The 25,660-nt window shown below is 46.7% G+C and carries 20 protein-coding genes; 8 read left to right on the forward strand and 12 right to left on the reverse strand.

Going from position 1 to position 25,660, the window contains the following annotated elements; all coding sequences use genetic code 11:
• Positions 1–503 precede the first annotated feature (503 nt).
• On the forward strand, positions 504–3,326 hold the full coding sequence (gene carB, locus D3H65_RS20840; protein WP_119052166.1) for a carbamoyl-phosphate synthase large subunit: 2,823 nt from the start codon (positions 504–506) through the stop codon (positions 3,324–3,326).
• A gap of 112 nt (positions 3,327–3,438) precedes the next feature.
• The gene (locus D3H65_RS20845) at positions 3,439–3,909 is read left to right on the forward strand and encodes a DinB family protein (RefSeq protein WP_162915747.1); all 471 of its coding nucleotides are present in this window, start codon (positions 3,439–3,441) and stop codon (positions 3,907–3,909) included.
• A gap of 9 nt (positions 3,910–3,918) precedes the next feature.
• Here D3H65_RS20845 and D3H65_RS20850 read toward each other — a convergent pair whose 3' ends face one another.
• The 4 genes from D3H65_RS20850 to D3H65_RS20865 form a co-directional block, all read right to left on the reverse strand.
• Complete coding sequence (locus tag D3H65_RS20850; protein WP_119052168.1) at positions 3,919–4,575, reverse strand: response regulator transcription factor; 657 nt, start codon at positions 4,573–4,575, stop codon at positions 3,919–3,921.
• Positions 4,576–4,586: 11 nt separating this feature from the next.
• Complete coding sequence (locus tag D3H65_RS20855; protein WP_119052169.1) at positions 4,587–5,396, reverse strand: sensor histidine kinase; 810 nt, start codon at positions 5,394–5,396, stop codon at positions 4,587–4,589.
• Positions 5,397–5,484: 88 nt separating this feature from the next.
• The gene (locus tag D3H65_RS20860; RefSeq protein WP_119052170.1) at positions 5,485–6,132 is read right to left on the reverse strand and encodes a hypothetical protein; all 648 of its coding nucleotides are present in this window, start codon (positions 6,130–6,132) and stop codon (positions 5,485–5,487) included.
• A 93-nt stretch (positions 6,133–6,225) separates the two neighbouring features.
• Entirely contained in the window at positions 6,226–6,729 is a 504-nt protein-coding gene (locus D3H65_RS20865; RefSeq protein ID WP_119052171.1) for a hypothetical protein, read from the reverse strand.
• A gap of 606 nt (positions 6,730–7,335) precedes the next feature.
• Between D3H65_RS20865 and D3H65_RS20870 the strand changes: the two genes are divergently transcribed.
• The 3 genes from D3H65_RS20870 (at position 7,336) to D3H65_RS20880 (ending at position 11,998) form a co-directional block, all read left to right on the forward strand.
• A complete protein-coding gene (locus tag D3H65_RS20870; protein ID WP_119052172.1) occupies positions 7,336–9,426 on the forward strand; it encodes a ComEC/Rec2 family competence protein in 2,091 nt (696 codons plus the stop codon).
• Positions 9,427–9,523: 97 nt separating this feature from the next.
• Positions 9,524–11,047 (forward strand): bifunctional phosphoribosylaminoimidazolecarboxamide formyltransferase/IMP cyclohydrolase, encoded by a 1,524-nt coding sequence (purH, locus tag D3H65_RS20875; protein WP_119052173.1) that lies wholly within the window; start codon positions 9,524–9,526, stop codon positions 11,045–11,047.
• Positions 11,048–11,059: 12 nt separating this feature from the next.
• Positions 11,060–11,998 (forward strand): DMT family transporter, encoded by a 939-nt coding sequence (locus D3H65_RS20880; protein ID WP_119052174.1) that lies wholly within the window; start codon positions 11,060–11,062, stop codon positions 11,996–11,998.
• A gap of 52 nt (positions 11,999–12,050) precedes the next feature.
• Here the strand turns inward: D3H65_RS20880 and D3H65_RS20885 are convergent, their stop codons facing one another.
• The 8 genes from D3H65_RS20885 to mutY all read right to left on the reverse strand — a co-directional run bounded on the left by D3H65_RS20885 (position 12,051) and on the right by mutY (position 21,234).
• Entirely contained in the window at positions 12,051–13,370 is a 1,320-nt protein-coding gene (locus D3H65_RS20885) for a polysaccharide deacetylase family protein (protein ID WP_119052175.1), read from the reverse strand.
• 57 nt (positions 13,371–13,427) lie between these two features.
• Positions 13,428–14,816: a LutB/LldF family L-lactate oxidation iron-sulfur protein gene (locus D3H65_RS20890; protein WP_119052176.1), complete on the reverse strand. Its 1,389-nt coding sequence runs from the start codon at positions 14,814–14,816 to the stop codon at positions 13,428–13,430.
• 28 nt (positions 14,817–14,844) lie between these two features.
• Complete coding sequence (locus D3H65_RS20895; RefSeq protein WP_119052177.1) at positions 14,845–15,441, reverse strand: DUF3109 family protein; 597 nt, start codon at positions 15,439–15,441, stop codon at positions 14,845–14,847.
• A 50-nt stretch (positions 15,442–15,491) separates the two neighbouring features.
• Complete coding sequence (locus tag D3H65_RS20900) at positions 15,492–17,276, reverse strand: tetratricopeptide repeat protein (protein ID WP_162915748.1); 1,785 nt, start codon at positions 17,274–17,276, stop codon at positions 15,492–15,494.
• 70 nt (positions 17,277–17,346) lie between these two features.
• Positions 17,347–17,931 (reverse strand): gliding motility lipoprotein GldD, encoded by a 585-nt coding sequence (gene gldD / locus D3H65_RS20905; RefSeq protein ID WP_119052179.1) that lies wholly within the window; start codon positions 17,929–17,931, stop codon positions 17,347–17,349.
• A gap of 63 nt (positions 17,932–17,994) precedes the next feature.
• A complete protein-coding gene (gene gldE, locus D3H65_RS20910; protein ID WP_119052180.1) occupies positions 17,995–19,338 on the reverse strand; it encodes a gliding motility-associated protein GldE in 1,344 nt (447 codons plus the stop codon).
• A gap of 245 nt (positions 19,339–19,583) precedes the next feature.
• Complete coding sequence (locus tag D3H65_RS20915) at positions 19,584–20,027, reverse strand: single-stranded DNA-binding protein (RefSeq protein ID WP_119052181.1); 444 nt, start codon at positions 20,025–20,027, stop codon at positions 19,584–19,586.
• A 136-nt stretch (positions 20,028–20,163) separates the two neighbouring features.
• On the reverse strand, positions 20,164–21,234 hold the full coding sequence (gene mutY, locus D3H65_RS20920; protein WP_119052182.1) for an A/G-specific adenine glycosylase: 1,071 nt from the start codon (positions 21,232–21,234) through the stop codon (positions 20,164–20,166).
• 203 nt (positions 21,235–21,437) lie between these two features.
• Here mutY and D3H65_RS20925 point away from each other — a divergent pair, with 203 nt between their 5' ends.
• From D3H65_RS20925 to D3H65_RS20935, 3 genes are all read left to right on the forward strand, one after another.
• Positions 21,438–21,758, forward strand: a complete 321-nt coding sequence (locus tag D3H65_RS20925) for an HU family DNA-binding protein (protein WP_014221934.1) — start codon at positions 21,438–21,440, stop codon at positions 21,756–21,758.
• A gap of 30 nt (positions 21,759–21,788) precedes the next feature.
• On the forward strand, positions 21,789–22,628 hold the full coding sequence (locus D3H65_RS20930; protein ID WP_119052183.1) for a tetratricopeptide repeat protein: 840 nt from the start codon (positions 21,789–21,791) through the stop codon (positions 22,626–22,628).
• A gap of 401 nt (positions 22,629–23,029) precedes the next feature.
• Entirely contained in the window at positions 23,030–24,595 is a 1,566-nt protein-coding gene (locus D3H65_RS20935) for an Rne/Rng family ribonuclease (RefSeq protein WP_245999551.1), read from the forward strand.
• Positions 24,596–25,660 lie beyond the last annotated feature (1,065 nt).

A 25,660-nucleotide genomic window follows, 5' to 3' on the forward strand; every position in this document is an offset into this window, starting at 1 on the left:
AACAGCCTCTGCCGGTGGTAGAGGCTTTTTTTATACCTCCCGGGCCCGTTCCCCTCTTCCTCTCCTCCTTTTACCCCTCCTCAGAAGATACCCTTATCGAGACCTTATCGGGACCTTATCGGGACTTTGTCGAGACCCTCCTCCGCTTATCCTCCGTATACCAGCCGTATCAGACCCGTTCCAGACCCTACCCACACAGGTACCAGACAGCCCAACCACCCCTTTCCCCTGTATTCCCTCAATTTCCCTTATCCTACCCCTCACGCCTTCCTCTCACCTCGTTGCCTCTTTGCCTCGCTGCCTTGTTGCCTTCCCTCCCCCTCCAAAGCCGCATTCGGCTCGCAGCTCGTAGCTCACCGCTCGAAGCTTGTATTCCTGTCAACTTTGCCCCACTCCAAAAAATAATCCGCATTATTGCCCCCATCCCCTTACTTTTGCGCAATTTATCCCGCCGGTAAGGACCGGGATTTCATTCAAAAAAGTAAAAAACAGCGTTAAAGAAGATGCCCAAAGACACCTCGATCAAGTCAGTACTTATCATCGGTTCAGGCCCCATTATCATCGGACAAGCTTGTGAATTTGACTATTCAGGCTCCCAGGCTGCCCGCAGCCTGCGGGAAGAAGGGATCAAAGTGATCCTCATCAACAGTAATCCGGCTACCATCATGACCGATCCCATGATGGCCGATAAAGTGTACCTGTTGCCCTTAACAGTAGAAAGTATTGAGCAGATCCTGGAAGAAAACCAGATCGATGCTGTATTGCCCACCATGGGTGGCCAGACAGCCCTCAACCTGGCCAAAGAAGCCGCCGAACTCGGCGTTTGGGAAAAATATCATGTCCGTATGATCGGCGTGGATATCGCAGCCATCGATACCGCAGAAGACCGGGAAAAATTCCGCCAGCTCATGGTAAAGATCGGCATGGCCGTAGCCCCCTCCAGGGTAGCCAACTCCCTCCTCGAAGGAAAAGAGTTTGCCCAGGCCATCGGATTCCCCCTCGTTATCCGCCCCTCCTTTACCCTCGGCGGTACAGGCGGCGGTTTTGTACACGACAAATCCGAACTCGAAGCAGCCCTCGACAAAGGCCTTAAAGCCTCCCCCATCCACGAAGTACTGGTGGAAAAAGCCGTACTCGGATGGAAAGAATACGAACTCGAACTCCTGCGTGATAAGAACGACAACGTAACCATCATTTGTACCGTAGAGAATGTAGACCCCATGGGTGTACATACCGGCGATTCCATCACCGTGGCCCCCGCCATGACCCTCAGCGATACTGCTTTCCAGGAAATGCGCGACAAAGCCATCCTTATGATGCGCAGCCTCGGCAATTTCGCCGGCGGCTGTAACGTACAGTTTGCCCTCAACCCGGCAACAGAAGAGCTCATCGCCGTAGAGATCAACCCCCGCGTAAGCCGTTCTTCCGCCCTCGCCTCCAAAGCAACCGGTTACCCAATCGCCAAAATAGCAGCCAAACTGGCCATCGGTTACAACCTCGATGAACTGAAGAACCAGATCACCCAAACCACCTCCGCCTACTTTGAGCCCGCACTCGATTATGTGATCGTGAAAATGCCCCGTTGGAACTTCGACAAATTCAAAGGCGCCAATGATACCCTCGGTCTCCAGATGAAGAGCGTAGGAGAAGTGATGGCCATCGGAAGAAGCTTTACAGAAGCCATCCAGAAAGCCTGCCAAAGCCTGGAGAACAATGCCGTGGGTCTCGGTTATTACGGCCACAGCCGCATGCACGCCGAAGAACTCATCGAATACATCAAAGTACCAAAATGGGACCGCATCTTCCGTATCAAGGATGCCCTCACCCTCGGTGTATCCGTAGGCACCATTTCCAAAGCCACCGGCATCGACCGCTGGTTTGTGAACGAGATCCAGAAGATCGTGAACCTGGAAAAGGAGATCGCTAAATTCAAAATGGCAACCCTGCCCGATGAATTGCTGAAACAAGCCAAATTCCTCGGTTTCAGCGACCAGCAGATCTCTTTGATCATGCAGGATGGCACCGACGAAGCCGTCTATGAGAAAAGAAAAGCCGCCGGTATCACCCGCGTATTCAAAATGGTGGATACCTGTAGCGCCGAATTTGAGGCTAAAACACCTTACTTCTATTCTACCTTCGAAACAGGCAATACCAACGAAAGCAAATCCAGCAATAAGAAGAAAGTAATAGTGCTCGGCTCAGGCCCCAACCGCATCGGTCAGGGTATTGAGTTCGACTACTGTTGCGTGCATGGTCTCCTCGCCCTCAAAGAATGCGGCTACGAGGCCATCATGATCAACTGTAACCCCGAGACCGTTTCCACCGATTTCGACATGGCCGATAAATTATACTTCGAGCCTGTATTCTGGGAACACCTCTGGGAGATCATAGAACTCGAAAAGCCCGAAGGCGTGATCGTACAGTTGGGTGGTCAAACCGCCCTCAAACTGGCCGAACGCCTGCACAACAAAGGCATTAAGATCATCGGTACTTCTTTCGACAACATGGACATTGCCGAAGACCGTGGCCGCTTTAGCGACCTCCTCAAGGAACTCAAAATACCTTACCCCGATTACGGTACCGCTTATGATGTAGACGAGGCAGTGGAAGTAGCCAATAAAGTAGGCTATCCCGTACTCGTTCGCCCCAGCTATGTATTGGGCGGACAAAGAATGCGTATCGTCATCAACGATGATGAGGTCGAAAGCGCAGTAGTAAGCCTGCTCAAACACATCCCCGGCAACAAGATCCTCATCGACCACTTCCTCGATCGTTGCCAGGAAGCAGAGATCGACGCCATCTGCGACGGAGAAACCGTACACATCATGGGACTCATGGAGCACATTGAACCCGCAGGTATCCATAGCGGCGACAGCAACGCCGTACTGCCACAGTTCAACCTCTCCCCACTGATCGTGGAAACCATGGAAGAATATGCAAAGAAGATTGCTTTAAAGCTCAATATCAAGGGCCTTATCAACATCCAGTTTGCCATCAAGGATGGTAAAGTGTATGTGATCGAAGCCAATCCACGTGCTTCCAGGACCACTCCTTTCATCGCCAAAGCCTACCAGATCCCTTACCTCAACATCGCCACCAAAGTGATGCTGGGCCAGCAAAAGGTACGCGACCTGAAAGTGGTGAAACGCCTGAAAGGATATGCCATCAAGGAACCCGTATTCAGCTTTGAGAAATTCCCCGGTGTCAACAAGGAATTAGGCCCCGAAATGAAGTCAACCGGTGAAGCCATCCGCTTCATCAAAGACCTGCGCGATCCTTACTTCCGCCAGTTGTATAAAGACAGGAGCATGTACCTGAGCAAATAACTCAGTTGTGCCGTCCATATATAGTATTCTCAGGGAGGATGTCTTACAAAAGGCATCCTCTTTTTTTATGGCATGTTTTTTAAGTCTGGTAACTTTAGCTAAAACAGATCCCATGAACAAAGAGATACAGTACATCATTACCACCTTGCAGGAATCCCTCGATGGCGAACCATGGTACGGCAGGTCCATGTACTCCCTGCTGGACGAAGTAGACCCCTCCAGTGTTTTTGTCAATCCCGACGAAACAGGCCATGCCCTCATTGAACTGCTGTACCACATGATCGCCTGGGCACAGTTTATTCAAAGCACCCTGGAAGAAGACCCCGAAAAAGGGATCGCCTATTACGAAGCACTCGACTGGCGCGACATCGACCCCACCATCCATACCTGGAAAAACGGCGTAATGGAAATAAAAGCTACCCACAAGCGCATTATAGAGCTGCTGAAGTCAAAAAACGACGATTTCCTTGCTACACCCGTCAGCAAGCGCAAATACAATGTGGGCTATATGCTGCATGGCCTTATACAGCATAATATCTACCACCTGGGGCAAATAGCCTACGTAAAAAAATTATTGGAGTAAACCCCTCGTTTAAGCTTCCACCATCCCATGGCGGATGGCATACAGGACCAGGCCAACCCTGGTTTTCACTTTAAGCTTATCAAAGAGAGAATTGCGGTAATCATCCACCGTGCGGGGACTTACAAACATCTTGGCCGCTATGTCCTTATAAGTAAGTTCAGAACATACCCATTGCAGGAATTCTTTTTCCTTTTCTGTAAGCGATATCGGTTCATCAGGCTGGTCAATATCCTTATGCAGACCGCTGATGATCTTGCCGGAAATATATTCAGAAAGATAAAAGTTCTTTTCCATCACAGAATCCAGCGCCATTTTCAACTCCTCAGGCTCCGTATTCTTCATGATATAGCCCTTCGCACCCAGGCGCAGCATACGGATGATCGTGCTCTCATCGCTCGACATCGACAAAGCCAGTACTTTGATATGCGGGTGATTCTTAAACAACCACTTCACCGTCTCATAACCATCCATGCCCGGCATATTCACATCCAGCAACAGGATATCCGGTATAATATGCCGGCCGATCTTGTCCTTTACATCCGACCCATTATCCGCTTCAAATAAAATGCTATAATTCTCAAAAGTGCTGATCAACCGGGCCAATGCTTTGCGCATTAGTGTGTGATCATCAGCAACCGCTACTTGTATTTGTTTTCCAGCTGTCATTCGGAGAGTGCTTAACTTTCTTGTGGCAAAGATAACTGAATCGTTACTGTAGTTCCCTTCCCGGGGATACTTTTCATATCCAGGTCAGCACCAATCAGCTTTGCCCTATTGAAGATACTCTTTAATCCAACACCGGAAGAAGAAGACACTGAATTTCTCTTGGCTTCCACATCAAAACCTACGCCATTATCCGCCAGTATTAACACAAATTTGTCATCATTCGAAAATACCAGGCTTACATTAACCCGGCTGGCCTTGGAATGCTTCAGGATATTGTTAAGCATCTCCTGGAACATCCGGAACAGGAAGATAGACTTCTGCCCATCAAAATGATGTTCAAACCCATCCACTTCAAAATCTACTTCCATCAATCCGCTTTTACGTACACTTTCCAGCTCAAACCTGATCGCTTCCACCAGCCCTATCTGCGCAATACGATCGCTGTGCAGGCTTTTCGTAAGATCCGAAAGGTCCAGCGCCGCCTTATTCAATATTTGACGGGAGTTAAGAATTGGCTCATACGCCTCATGCGTTTTGTCAATAGGCAGGATCGCCAATGACAGTTTTACAACCGACAATACCTGCCCAATGTTATCATGTAGCTCCTGACCGATCATTTTAAAAGTCTCTTCCTGTATCTCCAGTTGCGAGCGCAATACTTCCTGCTCGTACTGGTCCTTCATCCGGGTCAACTCCCGCTCATGACGGTGCTGCCTGCGCTGGTATTGCAATACCGTGATGACAATAAAGGTCACCACAGCGATCGCTAAAATACCACCGATAATAACGAACATATAAATTTCCTGACCCTGATTATTCATGCGGAATGGCTATTAACAGTACTGGTGAAGTGAGGCAAGCGGCAAATTACAAAAATAAATTCCCCGGTAATACTTATATAATGACCCCTTATTTATAATGCAACTTCCGTACCCGTGTTCCGCACAGAAAAGCCACCGTAAAAAGAGTATACAGTAAGGCATTCATCACCATTAAAATAGTCGAAATGTTCTTCATTATAATGTTCGATGTCGAATATAAAAGACTATACAGGCCAAACAACGGAAAACTACAGATGTAATAAAACATCAATCCCGTGCATAACCAAAAAGCAGGCTCACGCAACAGGTTCACAGAACTGGGCAAATGAAACAACTCGTAAAAATAATAGATGCAGATGCCCACAGTGAGCAAACAACCCAGCGAATACGTGGTAGAAGGGAACGCCTTTACCTGTATAAAATAAATATTGATCAGCGATAGTATCGGGTAGATGAACAGCAAAGAGAAGATCACTTTTCTTGCCGCCGCCGTTCTGATAATATTGTAAAAAACGTAGAAATAAAATACAAATTCAAGCACCGTAAAATGGAACAGAAGCAAAGAAGCGTCTTTCCCTTCCTTATCCATCCGCCAGGCGCCGATCTCTACAATTAAGGTAATTAACAGGTAAGGCGCAAAAAGCCTCAGGTACAAGGGTATCCCCTTGCGGAAAAAAAGGGTAATTGAAGCAAGCAGGCTGATCAGCTCAAAATATATATGGCCGGGGATATTCATGGCTCCTCAATATAGTATATATTTTTGGGGCGCTTCCCTGAAAAAGAAAACCCCTGTTGGGGGTCAACAGAGGTTTCCTTATAAATATGTTGATTAAACAACCGTAAATCCTTTGGGACCGCGGTCTACGATCGTCACACCAATACCGCCCCAGTCGTCTGAGTTATCGCCAGGACCAGAAGGTTTACTGGTACCACCTGAGCTACAAGTGGGAGGACAAATGCTACCGATATTGTAAGCCAGGATCTGTCCGGGGTTAATATACAGGTCTTTGTTGGCAACACCAGTCTCAGTTTCTTTGCTGCGTGTAGCCACCATTACAATCGTCTGACGGTTGTTGTAATCAGGCTTAACGTCGAAATCTTCAGAATAAGCGCCAAAACACATCTTCACACCGTCGCCGCCATGATTCTTTATCTTTTGAATGAATTCTTCCAGTTCTTCTACACTATACCATACGCTTAAGGAGTCTTCCTTGCCAATATGCTCGGAATTGTGCACCCACCTTTCTCTCTTGTAATTACGGATTACAGTGTCTACGTGCTTGGTATCTACATAGCGACCTACCTTTAAAGATTTTTTTTGAATAGTTGTCATTGCTTGGGGGATTTAAACATGAATGATTTTGATAACGATGTAAAATTAATCAGCCTTTTCGGAGAACTTCGGCTACAATAGAGTGTTAGCCAAATAATTACAAATTAGTATTATTCGTAAGGTGAAGTATTTCAAGGAGTCGCGTGAAAAACATCGTCAAAAAACCGTTTATTAAACAGTCAGAAAACCGCGAAAAGATGGGATTCCGACCCCGTAAAAAAACGGGGGTCTCGCCCCCGCTATTCAACTGCTTAAAATCCCGTCAATAATATGTAGCCCTTTGTATGGGTAGCTTAGAATTTTGTCTGAAATTAGATACTGGAGAGTTGCTATCATCCCGTTTTTCAAAATCCAATACTCCTGTGAAAGCCAGCCGACAGATTTCCTCAAGGCCTTTGTTCACGCAAATAACTTGAGGAAATTTTATTCTGATCTTTCCCAACTAGATTAAAAGCACCGCAACTACCTTATTTTCCATTACCATTATTACCTTATCCTTCTTTTCTTTTTCTGAGCTGGTGGAAGTGGTGCTTCTTTCTTCTCTTAAAATCAATACCAGGCCTGGCTTTCACGTCTTTTCATTAACTCAGATTTGCCTTTTTTATTATGCGTTCGACCGGAATAATTGACTGGAAAGAAGCACCCTTTTTACGTTTTATCCCTCCCCTCATTATTGGTATCCTCATTCAATGGCATTATAGCCTTCCCATCAATACAGCCTGGACAACCGCCATCGCCTGCAGTACAGGCCTGCTGCTCTTTTCCCGCCTTCCCCTTTCTACCAGATTCAGGTTTCGCCCCCTCAACGGAATACTATTAAATGCACTGCTTTTCGCTACCGGATTACTATTGGTATACTATAAGGACATCAGGCACCAGCAACAATGGTTTCCCCCATACTATGCTGCCGGCGATACCATCCTGGCCACCATACAGGAACCCCTCTCCGAAAAATCAAAGGCATATTCCACCACAGCAGTTATGCAGGCCGTCATAAAAGGCACCCATGTACAAAAGGTAAAAGGCAGGCTCCTGCTGTATTTCCCCAAAGACAGCCCCGGGCCTCCATTGTCTTATGGCCATCAATTGATGTTCGTTAAATCTCCTGAACCCATCAGCAATGCAGGCAACCCCGGCGCATTCGATTACCGCAGGTATTGCGCATTCAAAGGAATTTACCACCAGGTATATCTGCGCAAACAAGACTATATAATTGCGGAAAAAAGGCAACTTAACCCCGTAAAAAAAGTACTGTACCATACCCGTGAAATACTACTGGATATCCTCCGGAAAAACATCCCCGACAAAAAGCAAGCCGGTTTAGCAGAAGCCCTCCTGATAGGTTATAAAGATGACCTCGACAAACAGCTTTTACAATCATATATCAACACCGGCGTTGTACATGTTATCGCAGTTTCAGGATTACACCTTGGCCTTATTTACGCACTGTTGATCATGTTATGCAATCAGATGCCCAAACGCTGGGATCGATGGGTTGCACCCATTATCATCATTGCTTCCCTCTGGCTCTTTTCCCTTTTATCCGGCGCCTCCCCCTCCGTTTTACGCTCAGCCATTATGTTTACCTGCCTTATAATCGGCAACCGGCTACCCCACCCGGCCTCCGTTTACAACTCCCTCGCAGCATCCGCGTTCCTGCTATTATGTTATGATCCCTGGTATTGCTGGGATATAGGTTTCCAGCTTTCCTATGCCGCCGTTTTCAGCATCCTCTTATTCAGGAAGCCCATTTACCATTCCATCTTTATCCAAAACAAATACCTCAACTACGGCTGGAAACTGATAGCCATTACCCTGGCTGCTCAAATACTCACCCTGCCCCTCACCATATACCACTTTCACCAGTTCCCCGGGCTCTTCCTCATTACCAACCTGGTGGCGGTGCCCCTGTCAAGTATTATATTGGTAGGAGAGCTCCTGCTATGCGCGGTAGCCTTTGTACCCGCAGCCGCAAAAGCAATTGCCTGGTTACTACAATGGTTGATCAGCCTCCTCAATACCTTTATTGAAACCATCAATCAGGTTCCATACAACTCCATCGATGGCATACAACTCAACATCCCACAGGCCATACTACTCTATAGCATGATCGCAGGCATTACCGTTTGGCTGCTGCAAAAGAAGAAAACCGGCCTGCTCACAGGTTTGGGAGCATGCTGGCTCTGGCTGGCCATTCAGGCCGGGTCCTGGTGGATGGCTGCCCGCCAGCAAAAGCTCATCATATACAATGTGCCCCGCCACCAGGCCATGGATTTTATTACAGGGCGTCAATATGTATTTAAAGGCGACTCCACCTTGCTGAAAGATCCTTCCCTTGAAAATTTTCACCTAAAACCCTGCCGGACCGCACACCGTATCTCCCCGGCCGACAGCCTCACCAGCCTTTCCCAGGCCAGCAGCCTGTTCACATTTGGCAATACCTCCCTCTTGTTGGTCGACAAAGCCCTCCCTGCTCCTAAATCCGCCGGTAAGATTCCCATCGACATTATCATCCTCTCCCACAATGCCAAAGTATCCGCACAGGAACTTATTAACCTTTTTACCTGTAACACAGTGGTCATAGATCCCACCAATACCCATTGGAAAACAAGGACTTGGCAACAGGATTTTCAAAAACTCGGTATCTCCTGCCATGCGGTAACAAGCCAGGGTGCTTTTGTTTTAACCCTCCATTAAGTTACCTTTGCGCCTCTCAAAGCATTTACTACTATAATTCTGCAGTACGGAAGCAAGCCCTTCCTGCTTCGGGATCCTTTCAGAAAATTTAAGTTTTATGACAAAAAAGATTCAGTCTGCCCTCATTTCAGTTTTTTATAAAGATGGTCTGGAACCTGTAGTGCAGCAATTGCACCAGTTGGGAATTACGATCTATTCTACTGGCGGTACACAAGCTTTTATTGAAAAGCTGGGTATCCCCGTCATTCCCGTAGAAAACCTCACTACATATCCATCCATCCTGGGCGGACGGGTCAAAACCCTCCATCCTTCCGTATTTGGAGGTATCCTGGGCCGCCGGGACAATGAGACCGATCTGCAGGAAATGAAGCAGTACAAGATCCCCGAGATTGACCTTGTGATCGTAGACCTCTACCCCTTCGAAGAAACCGTAGCCAGCACCAGCGAAGAAAAGCTCATCATTGAAAAAATAGACATCGGCGGGCCTTCCATGATAAGAGGTGCTGCCAAAAACTTCAGAGACCTGGTGGTAGTAGCCGCCAAATCTGAATATGCCGCATTGGAACAACTGCTCAAAGACCAGCAGGGCACCACTACCATCGAGCAACGCAAGGCTTTTGCCGCCAAAGCATTTGAAATAGTAGCCCATTACGATGTGGCCATCGCTAAGTACTTCAATCCGGAGAACGCTTTATATTTCGTGGAATCCATCCCACACCCCAAAACCATGCGGTATGGCGAGAATCCACACCAAACCGGTGTGTTCTACGGTAACCTCGCTGAGATCTTCAACCAGCTGAATGGAAAAGAGCTTTCCTACAACAACCTGGTCGATGTAGACGCCGCCGTACAACTCATCAATGAATTTGCAGCCGATACCAATACCCCTGTATTTGCTATCATCAAGCATACCAATGTATGTGGAATAGCAGCCCGTGAGTCTGTGAAAGCAGCCTGGGATGCAGCATTGGCCGGCGATCCCGAGAGCGCCTTCGGAGGCGTACTCGTTTGCAATGGCGCCATTGACAAAGCCACAGCCGAAGCCATCAATGAGATCTTCTTCGAAGTATTGATAGCCCCTGCGTTTAATGAAGATGCACTCGCCATCCTCAAATCAAAGAAGAACCGCATCCTCCTGCAGCAAAAAGCCCCTTTCAGGAAAAAACAAGAATACAAATCAGTACTCAATGGCGTATTGGTACAAGGTGCTGATGAGGGCAATTATACAGAATGGAAAGAAGTAGGCGGACGTGATACCACTGCCGGAGAAAAGGCCGACCTCACTTTTGCCAACCTTGTGTGTAAGCACCTTAAATCAAATGCCATCGCCCTCGTAAAGAATAAGCAGCTCATCGGAAAAGGATGTGGCCAAACCAGCCGCATTGATTCCTTAAGGCAGGCTATAGAGAAAGCTGCCCAGTTTAAGTTCGACCTCAATGGGGCCGTATTGGCGAGCGACGCGTTTTTCCCGTTCAATGATTGCGTGCAAATGAGCCACGCAGCGGGGATTACCTCCTTCATTCAACCCGGCGGCTCCGTAAGAGATAAGGATTCCATAGAATATTGCCAGCAAAACAACCTGGCCATGGTAATGACCGGCATGCGCCACTTTAAGCATTGATCAAAAACATACATGACTGCCCCAACCAATAAAGCGCCTTTCCTTCAACAAAGGGGCACCCGTTTCAAGGCCCTATTTGCCCTGGGCATGGTGTGCTTTTTTTGGGGTACCACCTGGATCGCCTCCAGGCAAGGTGTAAAACATATGCCGGCCTTACAATTGGCCGGCATTCGTCAGTCTATTGGCGGATTGTTGTATGTGATCTTCTTCCTCAGCAAGGGCCGCGCCTGGCCACGGGGAAAAGAATGGGGGCCTATCATTATCCTCAGCCTGCTCAATTTTGCGTTGAGCAACGGCCTGTCCACCTGGGGCGTAAAATACATTTCAGCGGGCCTGGGTTCCATTATCGCTGCTACTTTCCCTTTGTGGATCGTGATCATCAACCTCGTTACTGCCAAATCGAAAATACCAGCCAAAGCAGTCATCGGTCTCTTATTGGGTTTTACAGGCGTATGCGTGATCTTTTATGAGCACCTCGCCGATTTCCTCGATCCCGAATTCAGGTTCGGCATCCTGCTTTCCCTCACCGCTTCCTGGACCTGGGCATTCGGTACCCTCTACACCAAACAACAGGCTGCTGCCTTCAATCCCTATTTCAGCCTCGGCCTCCAGATGCTCATATCTGGCATCCTCACTACCATCATTGCAGTAGCCGCCGGCCAAACCATACCCGTTCAGGACATTCCCTGGCAGTCATGGACCGCCATTGCCTACCTGGCCACTTTTGGTTCTGTGATCTCCTTCATTGCTTATTTGTATGCATTGCAAAACCTGCCCACAGAGCAGGCTTCTATTTATGCATACATTAATCCCGTGGTAGCTGTTTTACTAGGGTCCCTGTTGTTTAATGAAAAACTCACCCTCTTCATTATAGCAGGAGGCGCTATTACCTTACTGGGCGTTCACCTCATCAACCAGGCCTATCGAAGAAATAAAGGAGTTCGTAATTAATATTTCTGCAACTGTTCTTCTTTCCGACTTCCGGACTTTCCGTCTTTCCGACTCAATCCGAATAAGCATCCCAATATACCGTCTCTTTCATGAACAGCTCAAACATCTCACGCCAGCCGGCAAATGTCTTATCCGTTCCCAGGATCGAATTGTGCCAGATCGAGATCATCATGCCATTCATTTTACGCACCTGTTCATGGTACAATATCAGTTCTGCATACGCCTGCTGCGGCGTATCCTTTTGCTCATAAAATGAATTTGCATCCATAAAGCAAAAGGGATAGATCAGCAACGGCGTGGCCGTTTCATTCTTAAGATCATACCAGGCAAAAGAAGAACACACAGAAGCCCTGAATCCATTGATGCTGCCATAGCCCATCGAAAAATCCTTTTCAATGCCCGCTTTGATCAACCGGCGGTAAGTATCTGGCAGCTCAAAGCGAATATAGTGCTGGCGGCTGCGGATGATCTCCGTATCCGCTACTACTTCCAGCCACTCCTTTTCCTCAGACAACAGATCCACATCATCCCCGCTTTGCCAGCTGGGATGTATCCCCGTCTTATAAGTATGCGCATAATACTCTATCAACTGGCGGAATGCCTTTACATGCGTAGGCGTGTTTTTATCATACCCCACCTGCTTACGGGCCACCAGGAAAAAATAATACGGCCTCGACCGGCAATACAGGTGTAAGGCATCCAGCCACTCAAAACAATCATAAGGATCTTTCTTTGTCCCCCGCAGTACATCCCACCGGTCCTTTACCAGCGCCCATTCACCCTTCAGGATCGACCGCGCAAATCCGCCCGCCGTACGCGCAAATCCTTTGTGCAAATACGACCAGGCAATATCTATATCATAAGAAAGGATACACTTAAAATTATGCTTGCGAAACAGCAGTGCAGGATACCGCTGCGACAGCGCCTGCTTAAGGCCCTGCAGCCAGTAATTGACCAACGGCTGGTCCAGGAACCCTTCCCGGAAAGCCAGCGAATTGATATGCGCATACCGCCCATATTCATCCTTTTCATGCGGCAGGTATTCTTCATACCGGCTCAACAGGTAAAAAGAGGCCGCAAAAATATCGAAGGGAAAATCGCCGCTTGTTGAAAAAAAGGCTACATGCCCGTTAGCAGTAAAGCATTGGATCGCTTGAGGCCGTATACCACTTTCAAATAGCAGCCCCACAGGGTGAATGCTAAAAGCCGTTCCGGCAAATTCATGCGAAGAATAGTTGAGTTTAGGGCCACTGGCCTGCTCAAATTGGCTCCTGTCGGCAGTGATGGTAATAGGCGTTTCAAACAACTCTTTGTTGAAAAACTCAACAATATATTGCAGTCGGGGCGTAATGGTATTACAATAAAGCAGCATCGGTTGCACAAAATAAAAAAGTCAACTGACAAAGTTGACTATTGGGCAAAAATGTTCTCATTTTTTGACCGGGGGCCCATACCGCTCCTGCCATTGCTCATTAAACGTCTTTTCCGCGAAATCCAGGTCCCCCCGATGTGCCGTCCAGCCCTTGAAAACCTTATTGACCATCCAGTTCTTCGTTTTCTGACTCCCCCGGTTCATCCATTTTCGGTTAAGGCTGGCTATCTTCCAGGCTTTCCAGGCCATCCGCTCTGTCCAGCCCGCTGCCCCTTCTTCCACCGCCTCATGCCGGTTTTCCAGCAACAGCTCATGCAGGTTGATCTTCACCGCACAAACTTCCGTACAATTACCACACAACGAGGAGGCATAACTGAGGTGTTTCCAATCGCCCATATCCTTCAGGTGAGGCGTAATAACCGATCCGATCGGGCCACTATACGTAGTGCCATAGGCATGGCCGCCAATATTTTTATACACCGGGCAGGCATTCAGGCAGGCCCCGCACCGGATACAATAAAGGCTCTCCCTTGTTTTTTCATTGGCCAGGATATTCGTACGTCCATTATCCAGCAATATCACATACATCTCTTCCGGTCCATCCGTTTCACCGGGCTGCCGTGGTCCGCTCACAATTGAATTGTACACCGTTACCTGCTGCCCTGTACCATACGTAGCCAGCAATGGCCAGAACAAGCCCAGGTCACTCATGGAGGGAATGATCTTCTCAATACCAACAATAGCAATATGCGTTTTCGGGAAAGCGCAGCTTAATCGGGCATTGCCTTCGTTCTCCGTCACCGCAATACCCCCAATATCCGCTATAATGAAATTGGCGCCCGTGATACCGATCTCAGCCTCTACATATTTAGTCCGGAGTTTCTCCCTGGCTACCAATGTCAGCTGGCTGGGCGTAAGATTGGGCGCTGTTCCCAGCTTGTTATAAAACAACTTGGCAACATCCTCCTTGCTCTTATGCATGGCCGGCGTTACGATATGGTAAGGAGGTTCTCCATCCAGCTGCTGAATGTATTCTCCCAAGTCTGTTTCTATACTTTCGATGCCTTTCTTTTCCAGGAAATCGTTCAGGTGGATCTCTTCCGTCACCATGCTTTTACTCTTCACGATCGTCTTACAGTTCTTTTCTGCACAGATCTTCGCAATTTCATCCAGCGCCTGTTGCGCCGTTTCCGCCCAGATCACCTTCCCGCCCCGCTTTATCAGGTTGGCCTCAAACTCTTCCAGGTATACATCCAGCATTTCAATGGCCCGCCACTTCACGTTTTTAGCCCTTTCCCTGGCCAGGTGCACATTCGAAAATTGCTCCTTGCCCAGCGGTACCGTAGCATTGTACTTGCTGATGTTAAAGTTTACCTTACGCCGGTGTTCCAGATCTGCCGCTTTAACCGTGCTCTTGGCCATGAAGGTTGAAACAATATCGCTCATGATGCCTGTTGTAGAGTGAAATACTTGATTAATCTTCCTGCTTTGCAAAATAGTCTTTGGCTACCTTATCCAGCGCCTGGTAGAAATCTTCACCGTATTTCCGGATGATCGGCTCCTTTAAAAACTGGTAAGCGGGCACTTTCAGTTTTTTGCCCAGTCCGCAGGCAGGTTTGCACAATTCCTCCCGCGGTTCGTAATTCATGCGGTCAAAATCGCCGTTGCGGCCGTTTTTTTGTATGATGGGGAAAAAATGACAACTGATAGGCTTTTTCCAGCCAATAACACCATCGTTATAGGCCTGCTCAAAAGCACATTTAATGATCCCTTTCGAATCCCTGATACCATACACACAGATCTCATTATCATTGCCCAGCGTAGGCGTTACCCAACCAAACTCACGATGGTATACATACTTTCCCTTCCGCTCTATTTCTGCCAATGACTCCTTGGTGAGATAAGGCTTCACCTTCTCAAATAATTCAATCATAAGGTCCAGCTCACTGTCTTCCAGTGGCGCTCCCGCATCTCCTTCTTCACAACAACCACCTTTACACTTCACGAGATCGCACACAAACTGCGCCTCCACTACCTCATTACTGATCAATACATTTTCAACTGCTATCAAGGGTATTATTTTTTACAAGGCAAATTTACAACCTTGCCCGAAACCAGCCCCTATATATTTTCAGCCGGAAGATCTACCTTCTTCCGCCCCCGCAGCCGGTCAACAAGGTTCTTTCCTCTTCCCTGTAGCAACTTCTGTGAAGTAAGGTAATGGATCACCTTCTCTTCCAGCCAATGATGCAAGGGCAATAACAGGGCAATCAATATTATTTTGATCAGCATCACCTTCCAGGGCTCCCCATGCGTCCAGTGGTGTATCTGGTTGTCCGCAAGCAGAATAATAAACTCAAAAAGGAAGATAAAGGCAAAGAAACCCAGCACCTTGATCGTATTCGTCGACACCCGGAAGATACCCGCCATTACCAGTAAGATGAAAATAGCTGCAATAGCTACTACCATGCCCATGTATTGGATATTATGGCGCCTTTCCAATTCAACTTCCTGCTGCTTAGCCTCCCGCTCTTTACGGCGGTTCTCATTGTCGATCTCCAGCGATAAAAGGTCTTTCTCCTTCGACAGCTTTTGCAGGCTATCCTTAAACTTATAATTCAGAGAACTGTATAAATAGGCGTTTTTATAATCCCCTTTCATTTGATAGAGCGAATCCAGGTTCCCCGTAGCCCCCTCCAGGTAAACAAGGCTCCCCACATCTTCTCCCAGTTGTTTTGCTTTCTGCCAATAGAGGATAGCGTTATCTATTTCTCCTTTCTTCCGGAAATAATAGGCATACGCACCATAAAACAAGTACCGGCTCACCTTCGAAGCCCTCGTTTCAAAACCAGGTTCCGCCAACCGGAAATAATATCCTGCAGAATCCAGCTTGTTTACATAAGTGTACATAGAACCATACCCCTGGTAAAGAATAAAGTCCATCCCCGCCTTCATAATAAAATCTCCCACCTCTTTATGGTCCTTGAAAAAAGCCAGGGCCTTTTCAAACTGGCCATTGCTCAGGTAAAGGTTCACCAGGTAGATATAAGTATTCAATTTGAACACATCAAACTTCACCGTATCCGCCAAAGCGATCGATTTCTCAAAAAAGCTTTCTGATAGACTGAGTTGTTTGTCCAGCCCGTATAGCTGACCAATGCTGTTATAGGTATTCAGCAGATCATACAACTTATTGTTCGCTCTTTCCAGCCTTTCCTTTTTAAAGGCAAAATCCTTGGCTTTCTCGTAATTACCGAGGCTTGTGTAAAAGTCAGACATGCTGGAATAAGCGTTGTTCAATAAAGCGTATCGCTTATCCACCTCTGCAATGTCCAGCGCCGTGAGGTAATGGCGGAAGGCAAGTAGCTTTTCATTCCTTGCCTGGTAGGTATTGCCCAACGATATATAAGCTATCACTTTTACCGAATCATTCTTGCCCGCCGAAGCTATGCTGACCGCAATATTATTAGCACTCAGCGCCTTGTCCGTCTCTCCGCTGGTGCGGTATCCCCTTGCCACAAAGGTATGCGCCAGGGCAGTAAGATCGTCCAAATTGCTGCTCCTGGCCAGTTCCAGCGCTTTATTGGAAAAAACAACAGCCTTACTCAGTGCCTCCTGCGATCCGAAAAACTCATAGAATCGCCGTGCATTGCTCAGGTATGCCCTGATCATCAATTCCCGGTTACGGCTCAATTCACCAACCTCCAGCATCTGGTTGCCATATTTATCAGCCAGACTATTGTCAATACCCATATAGTACAACGACAGGTCTCCCAGTATCTGGCTCCTGTTCGCATCAGTAACAGCTTTTTCCAATTGAGTTTTCAGGCTATCTGGCAGGGGAGTTTGAGCAGTAAGCAGGTAACTTACACCAAGTGTACAGAATAGCAGGAAGGCCCTTTTCATGCGCATAGTTATGGTTGGTTCAGGAACACGAAAAATAAAATAAGTTAACGGGAATGCCAAAAGAAAGGCCTTATTTCCACTGAAGCGAATTGATCAGGTGCTTCATATCCTCCTGGAGAAAATTGTTTACAATAGAGAGGGAATCTTCATTGGGGGTAGCATCGAAATACAAAGCCCCCCGCAGGAAATGCCGCACAGAATCCGTCACAAAGAATTGCTTGGCCGTGGCAGCATTGCCACCCACATTAAAAAAAAGGCCGCTGATCCCCTTGGCAGTTCGCATAGCAGAGTCTGTTATTTCAGTAGCTTTGGGCGTGTGCTTGTAGGTCATCTCAAAAGCATCATTCACCAGCTTGGTAAAGTTATTTTTACCTACTTCCTTATAGCTCATGTAGATCTTGCCATTGAACTGTGGAAAGTCGATATTGATCCAGTAATCATTCTCAGGTTTGCCTTCAAAGAAAGTAGTGTCCTTTACTACCTTGGCATAAACAGGATATTCAAAAGTGTAGGGATAACCTGGCTGATCAAACAATTGGTATTCATGTGCAGGAAAGTCTATTTTATAGTATCCTCTTCGTTTAATGGTATAATCACTATTACAGGCAACCAGCAAACATATTATCACGAAACACAAAAAGGATCTGTTCTTCATACTTTATTTTAATACTTGATCACAGCCATTAATTATCTTGCCGCCCATCTTCCTCATCACTCACTACACCGTTCCCGGCTTGATCGTCACTTTCACCTTTTTGATACGGTTACGGTCAACTTCCAGGATAGCAAATTCAAAATCCCCTACAGGCACCACATCCCCGGCCTTGGGTATTTCTCCGGCCAGCTCCAGGATCAGTCCCGCCAGGGAATCACTTTCCCCCTTTACCTGGTCGAAGGTATCAGCCGGCAGGTTCATGATGCTGCAGGCATCATAGATCATCATGCGGCCTTCAAAGATATAGGTCGTGTCATCTATCTTTTTGTTGCCCGATTCCTCTTCATCAAATTCATCCTTTATTTCACCAATGATCTCTTCCAGTATATCTTCCAGGGTAATAATCCCACTGGTGCCGCCAAACTCATCCACCACCACAGCAAAATGGATCCGCTTCGTTTGAAACTCCGTGAGCAGGTCTTCTATAAACTTCTGTTCATGTACAAAATACGGTGGCCTCAACAGGCTTTGCCAATCGAAATTATCAGGCTCATTCAGGTGCGGTATCAGGTCCTTGGAGTGGATGATGCCCTGGATATCATCCAGGCTTCCCTTATACACCGGCAACCGCGAATAATGCAAATCCTCTACCTCTTTCTTCAATCCTTTGAAACTAGTACCGTGCTCTACGCCATGCACATCCAGCCGGGTGCGCATCACCTGCTTTACCGTGATATTGGCAAACTTATAGATCCCGGCCAGAATGCGTTGCTCTTCTTCCTCATGAATGGTAGAGCGGATCGCCTCTTCCAGTTGCTTCTGCGTATAGGCGCGGGAGGCCTTTCCACCAAAGATCTTCTCCACCCGGTCCGAGAGGTTCACCAGCCACCCTGCCATCCTTTTAAAGATATAATAGATCACTTCTACCAGGAAGGAGGATTCATAGGCCGACCGAAGATTGTTCTGGTTAGCCCTTACCTTGGGCAATACCTCACCAAACAAAACGATGACAGAACAGATCACCAATACCTTGATGGCATATACCAGGAATTGTACAAACCAGCCATCCTGCTTAAAGGTGAATATAGGATCGATCAGAAAATTGGCCAGGATGATGATCGCAATATTGATCAGGCCATTGGCTATTACAAGAGAGGCTTGTAAGGTCCTGGGCTCTTCCAGCAGGTTGGCAATACGTTTCCACCCCGAATCCTGCTTCGTCTTCAGCATATTAACATCCCGGTAGGTCAGGGAAAAAAAGGCCACTTTTGCCCCGGAAATAAAGAAAGAGATCAACAACAGGAATAATACTACTGCAGACAATATAGTAGTGGTTTGTACGTTGACCGCCAATAGGATGGGCTGCCATACTTCACCAAATAACAAACCCCGGAAAGAATTATCCAAAGCAATTGGTTTTTGTTAACAATGTTCGATCAACAATGACCGGCGATGTGCTCTAATGCCGCATCAGAAAGGCAGGTTGATAGCCTGCCCCTAATAAACAAATTTTGTGCAAAAATATTATCATGGGCTGGAATGATCAAAAATGGATTTATGGGGACTTTATTGCGCTGCAGCCCAATAATCTTATTAATCAGCGAAATCCGCCTGAACCGGACGGGACATTTTAATCGGCGATTGGTCAGCGTTTAAAAAGGCAGGTCTTGTGAGGGTTCGCCCATGGGGGGAATATCGGCATTGAATCCTTCGATATTTTCACCGTGCGAATTGCTGTGAGGTCCATGATGGCCGGTGCCATCTGTCCGCTTATCCAGCATAATGAGGTTATCACCCACCACTTCAGTAGCAAACTTTTTGTTGCCTTCCTTGTCTTCCCAGCTCCGCGTACGCAAACGGCCTTCTATGTAAACCAGGCTTCCTTTGTGCAGGTATTTCTGGGCCAGCTCAGCCAATCCTCTCCATAATACCACCGTATGCCATTCTGTTTGTGAAATAAGCTTACCTGCCCTGTCTTTAAATGTTTCAGTGGTGGCCAATGGAAACTTTGCAACTGCTATATTGCCTTCCAGGTACTGTACATCCGGGTCTCTTCCTAAATTGCCAATGAGCATAACCCTGTTAACGCCTCTCATAAATGGTGAGTTTATTGTTAGAAATCGTCTACCGGTTTTATTTACTCTTAAAGTTAATTTTTTTTACAGATATTATTCCATTTTTTTAGCTACTCTAAGTGTTAATATAGGGGCATTTCCAATAATACTCAAACGATTAAAATAACTGTGCCAGTGAAGACTTTTCCTCAAGGAAAGTATTAATGATCCGCGGAAAAGCATACTGTTTTAATTGCTTTTTATCAATCAATACATAGTCCTTTAAAGCTGTTACAGGCTTAACCGTTGTAACCGTTATAAACTGTCCATGAATAAGCTGGTGCGTAAGTTGCTGATGATAAACTTTACTAATATGACTGACCGAATATGACTGCTTACCAAACAACGTTTTTAAGAAGGGCAGGTCCTGGAAAATGGATTGCACAGGTGTATCCGTTTCGTATAAAACAAACTCATGGAGGCTTTGCCAGATATCTTTATCCGTTCGTTCCCGGATATAGAACTTACTTTGGTATTGAATGATGAAATAATAGAACCACCGCTCTTTCTTCTTCAGGCTCTTTTCCTTTACTGGCAGCTGTTTTACAAGATCATGTTTAAAAGCTTCACAATCGGCCTGTTGCGGGCACACGGAACACAAAGGATTCTGCGGCTTGCAGATCACTGCCCCAAAATCCATGATCGCCTGGTTATAAATGCCTGGCTGTTCTGTATCCAGCAAGGCCGTTGCCAGTTCCTGGTATAACTTTTTTCCTGATGTAGTGTCTATAGGTGTGGAGATGCCGAAGTAACGGGCCATAACACGTTGTACATTACCATCTACAACCGCCCTGGGCTCATTAAAAGCAAAAGAAGCAATAGCAGCAGCTGTGTAAGGACCAATTCCTTTTAATTCTTTTATTTGATCATAAGTGCGGGGAAATTTTCCTTTATGATCTTTCACTACTATCTGTGCAGTAGCAATAAGATTTCTGCAGCGTGTATAATACCCCAATCCTTCCCACAGCTTAAACACTTTCTTTTCCGGTGCCTTCGCAAGTTGTTGTATAGTAGGGAATGCTGCAATGAATTTTTCATAATATGCGAGTCCTTGCTCTACCCGTGTTTGTTGCAAAATGATCTCGCTCAGCCATATTTTGTAGGGATCTTTTTCGCCTTTCCAGGGCATGGAACGCGTATTTTGGGCATTATTCCACTCTAAAAGCTTTTCAGTGAACGTTGGTTTCATGGTAAATATTGAATATATAACTTTCTGATAATGAGATAGGTTAAATACAACCCGGCATGAAAATTGATACCCCTCAATATCAATTATTTAGACCTTTTCTTGCAAATGTGCGAATTAACATTTAATTTGAGTAATGAATTGATTTTGTGCCGGTTGCCGTTTAAAGTAAATAATTTTTGAAAACCCGTTAAAAATTCATCGACATGAGAAAGGCAGACCTCGTTAACCAAATATCTGAAAAAACAGGTATTCCCAAGGTTGATGTTTTGGTTACGCTGGAGACCATGTTCAAGGAAGTGAAAGATACCTTATCCCAAGGAGAAAACATCTACATTCGTGGGTTTGGCAGCTTTATTACCAAAAAGCGAGCTGCCAAGATCGGCCGCAACATTAAGAAAAACATTGCGGTACACATCCCTGAACATTACATTCCTGCATTCAAACCTGCCAAAGAATTTGTGGCAGAAGTTAAAAAGTTGCAATCCGTCAAAGAAGATCAACCAAACCCCGATGATGAAATGTAAATTTGCTGCTCACTAAATTTACACTGATACGTGAAAAAGCAGCAGATGATCTTAGTAGGCAGCGGAGTAATTCTGCTCTGCCTGGTCTACTTCTTTGGCCGAACTATCCCCCCGAAAGATAAAACTATACCTGCAGCACCTGCTGCTGCAGGTCAATTAGACATTGAAACCATCCTGGCGGCCTCCCGCCAGAAGCTTACTCCATCCCAACAGGCACAGGTTAGCAAACTGGAAACAGCCGTTGTCCGTGGCGATGTAAAAGATCAGCAGATCAAGGTATTCAGACAGCTGGCGGAGTTCTGGAGAGACTCGGCTCATTTGCTCCTTCCCTATGCCTGGTATACTGCGAAAGCGGCTAAATTGGAAAATTCTCAAAAAAACCTCACCTTTGCTGCCCAATTCTATTTAGACGGGGTTCGCCGACAGGAAGAACCCGCCCTGAAAAGATGGATGGCGATCGAAGCCAAAGAGTTGTTTGAGAAGGCTTTACAATTAGATCCGGCCAATGATTCCCTTAAGATCGGGCTGGGAAGTTGCTACCTCCTGGGAGGTATTAGCGACAACCCGATGCAGGGAATTCAGATGATACGCGACGTTGCCGACCGTGATCCGCATAATATGTATGCACAATTTATGCTGGGTTTGGGCGGTATCGTTTCAGGTCAGTTGGATAAAGCCATTGAGAGGTTAACCAAGGTTGCAGAGCACGAGCCCACCAACCTCGAAGCCATTTTGATGCTGGCAGATGCCTGCGAAAGAAAAGGAGACAAAACCAATGCCATTAAGTGGTACACAGCTGGTAAAAAACTCCTGAAAGATCCGGGCTTTATCAAAGACATCGACGAACGTATTAACTTATTAAAGAAATAAACCTTTCCTGGGCTGCGCTGAGTTAAATCCCCTGGGATTTATGATCCGGAACGGCATCGCTGAAGAAGCGCTGAAAGGAAAAAGTGTATTAAAAATTATTATTTAACAAAATTCATTGGGAATTTATGCCTTGTGGTAAAAAAAGAAAGCGTCATAAGATTGCGACGCATAAGCGTAAAAAGAGATTGAGAAAGAACCGTCATAAGAAGAAAAACCGCTAAGGTCTTCTCTTCTTGCAACGGGTCCCGTCAATACGGGGCCCCTTTCCTTCTTTGGCTGAATTTATTATTTGTCATTTATTTACAGACGTGCTGCTTGCAAATCCCTGACCGAATGGATATCTGACAACTAATTCCACTTCAGCGCCTTCCTTGTAGTGATGATTGGTAAGACGGTAAAAGATGTTACGATTGAATAAGGAACTTATTATAAATGCTGCTCCTCAGGGCGTAGAGATTGCCCTATTAGAGGATAAGAAGCTGGTGGAACTGCATCACGAAAAAGCCGATGCCAGTTTTGCCGTGGGTGATCTTTATCTCGGTAAGGTGAAAAAACTCATCCCTGGCCTTAATGCCGCTTTTGTGGACGTAGGCTTCGAAAAGGATGCATTTCTTCATTATACCGATCTTAGTCCTTACGCCCGCTCCTTATTGAAATTTACCCAGCAGGCCATCAACGATCACAGCGAAAAGGATTTTGACTTCGGCACCTTCCAGGTAGAACCCGAGATCATTAAAACCGGCAAGATCAATGAAGTCCTGAGCGGTAAACCCAATATACTGGTTCAGATCCTCAAAGAACCTATCGCAGCCAAAGGCCCACGCCTCAGCTGCGAAATATCTTTACCAGGCAGGTTTGTAGTCATCACTCCCTTTAATGACATTGTTGCTGTTTCCCGTAAGATCCACTCAGCCGATGAACGCAAGCGGCTCCAGAAGATCGTAGAAGCCATTAAGCCAAAGAACTTTGGCGTAATCGTGCGTACGGCAGCCGAAGGAAAGAACACGGCAGAATTGCACGAAGACCTCTCCATGCTCGTAGAAACATGGAAAGCTATTCAGCACAACCTGAAAGGCTCTGTGGCCCCCGCCAAGATCCTCAGCGAACAAACAAAGACCACCAGCATCCTGCGTGATCTGCTCAATGAAGATTTCAACAAAATTGTGATCAACGACCGGAATATCTACAACGATACCCGGAGCTACATACAACGCATCGCCCCTGAAAAGGCCGACATTGTAGCCTTTTATCACAATGGCTTGCCCATCTTCGATCAGTTTGGTATCACCAAACAGGTAAAAGCAGCCTTCGGTAAAACTGTGAACCTTCCCAGCGGCGCCTATCTTATTATAGAACATACAGAAGCGCTGCATGTAATAGATGTAAACAGTGGCTACAAAAGCGTTGGTAATAACCAGGAGCTAAATGCTTTGGAAACCAACCTCGAAGCAGCAGCCGAAATCTCACGCCAGCTCCGCCTGCGTGACCTCGGCGGCATTATCGTAGTAGACTTCATCGATATGAAGCTGCCCGATAATAAACGCAAGCTCCTCGAAGCCATGGAGGAATTCATGAAGCCAGACAGGGCCAAGCACGCAGTACTCCCCATCTCCAAGTTTGGTATTATGCAGATCACCCGGCAACGTATGAAGCCGGAGATGAACATCAATACCCAGGAGGTTTGTCCCACCTGCGCCGGCACCGGCAAAATATCTTCAACCCTCTTGCTGGAAGATGAGATCGAAAAGAACATGAGTTACCTCATCACCCATCAACACAAAGACCTCACCCTGGTGGTTCACCCCATCATGTATGCCTACCTCACCAAAGGCGGCTGGCTATTCCGTTCACAGCAATGGAAGTGGAGAATGAAGTATGGGCAAAAGATCAAGATCTCCGAAAACACCAACTATCACCTCACAGAATTCCACTTCTTCGATAAACATGAAGAAGAAATAAAACTGTAATCACCCACCTGGCTTAATCGCACATTTCGTAGCAATAGTCGCTGCCCATAGCGGAGCATAATCCCTTATGCATTAGTCCCATTCCTTTTAATCGAATCAATCCTCTTAATCCTGGTTCAGACAATAAAAAAATCGGGCACCGTAGGGGGTACCCGATAGACTATAGAAAGGCGAACCAGAAACTCTCGTGGAATCAGATAGTAAAATGTGAATTTATGTACCCATTTTCATTACTCCTACAACAAACCAATAAGTGTGCAGTTTTGGCGTGTAAGTGTGCAGTTTTGGGCTATAAGTGTGCAACCCTATCCTGCTTTTTTCCCCTTCTCAATCGCCCAACCAATCCTTAAGGCCTCCCTTTCGGTCTACTTCCGCCCAAATGTAGCAGCGGTCAAAAAGCTGTAGATCATGTCAAAGAACTGTAGACGAGTTTATGCTACCGGGGAGAAGATTGGCAGGCTCGCTCTTCCTGCTATCTCCAGGCGAGTACCCCTTTGGCTGTAATCGATACAGCAAAGCTACAGTGGCACCCACACCTGTTGCTCAAATTTGGGTCGGCATTCCCGGAATCTTGGGACGAACGACCAATGTCCTGGGACGAACAGACTTTTTTCCTCCAAAACATGTGGCAGGTAGGGACGCAGGGAGAAAACACCTGGGACGAACGGCATATGCCTTGGGACGGACTACACATTTTTCATCCTTTCTTCTCTTTGCTTCCCCGGATCCTCCTCAATGCCTCCTCTTTGGCTCCTCGGACCCCGAGGAAGCAATGAGGAACCAAAGAGGAGGATGTTCGAATCTATCGAGTCACCATTGAGGACAATCCCCAAAGAAGCCGGATTAAAGGCATGCCCCGTCGGACAAGTAGCCAAGCCCCTAATATCCGTCTTCCGCCTTGGTGAGGGGTAAGCACACAAAAAAAGCTCCGGCATATAGGCCGGAGCTTGCGTCACAGTTAGCATTGGTTATTGATAGCCGGGAAACGTAGCAGGTATAACAACCCGGCGCAGTTAGATATGGTGACCAGAGCAGGCTCACAAAAGCCTGAAGGCCGGAAAAAAA

Source organism: Paraflavitalea soli, assembly GCF_003555545.1.
GTDB classification, from domain to species: domain Bacteria; phylum Bacteroidota; class Bacteroidia; order Chitinophagales; family Chitinophagaceae; genus Paraflavitalea; species Paraflavitalea soli.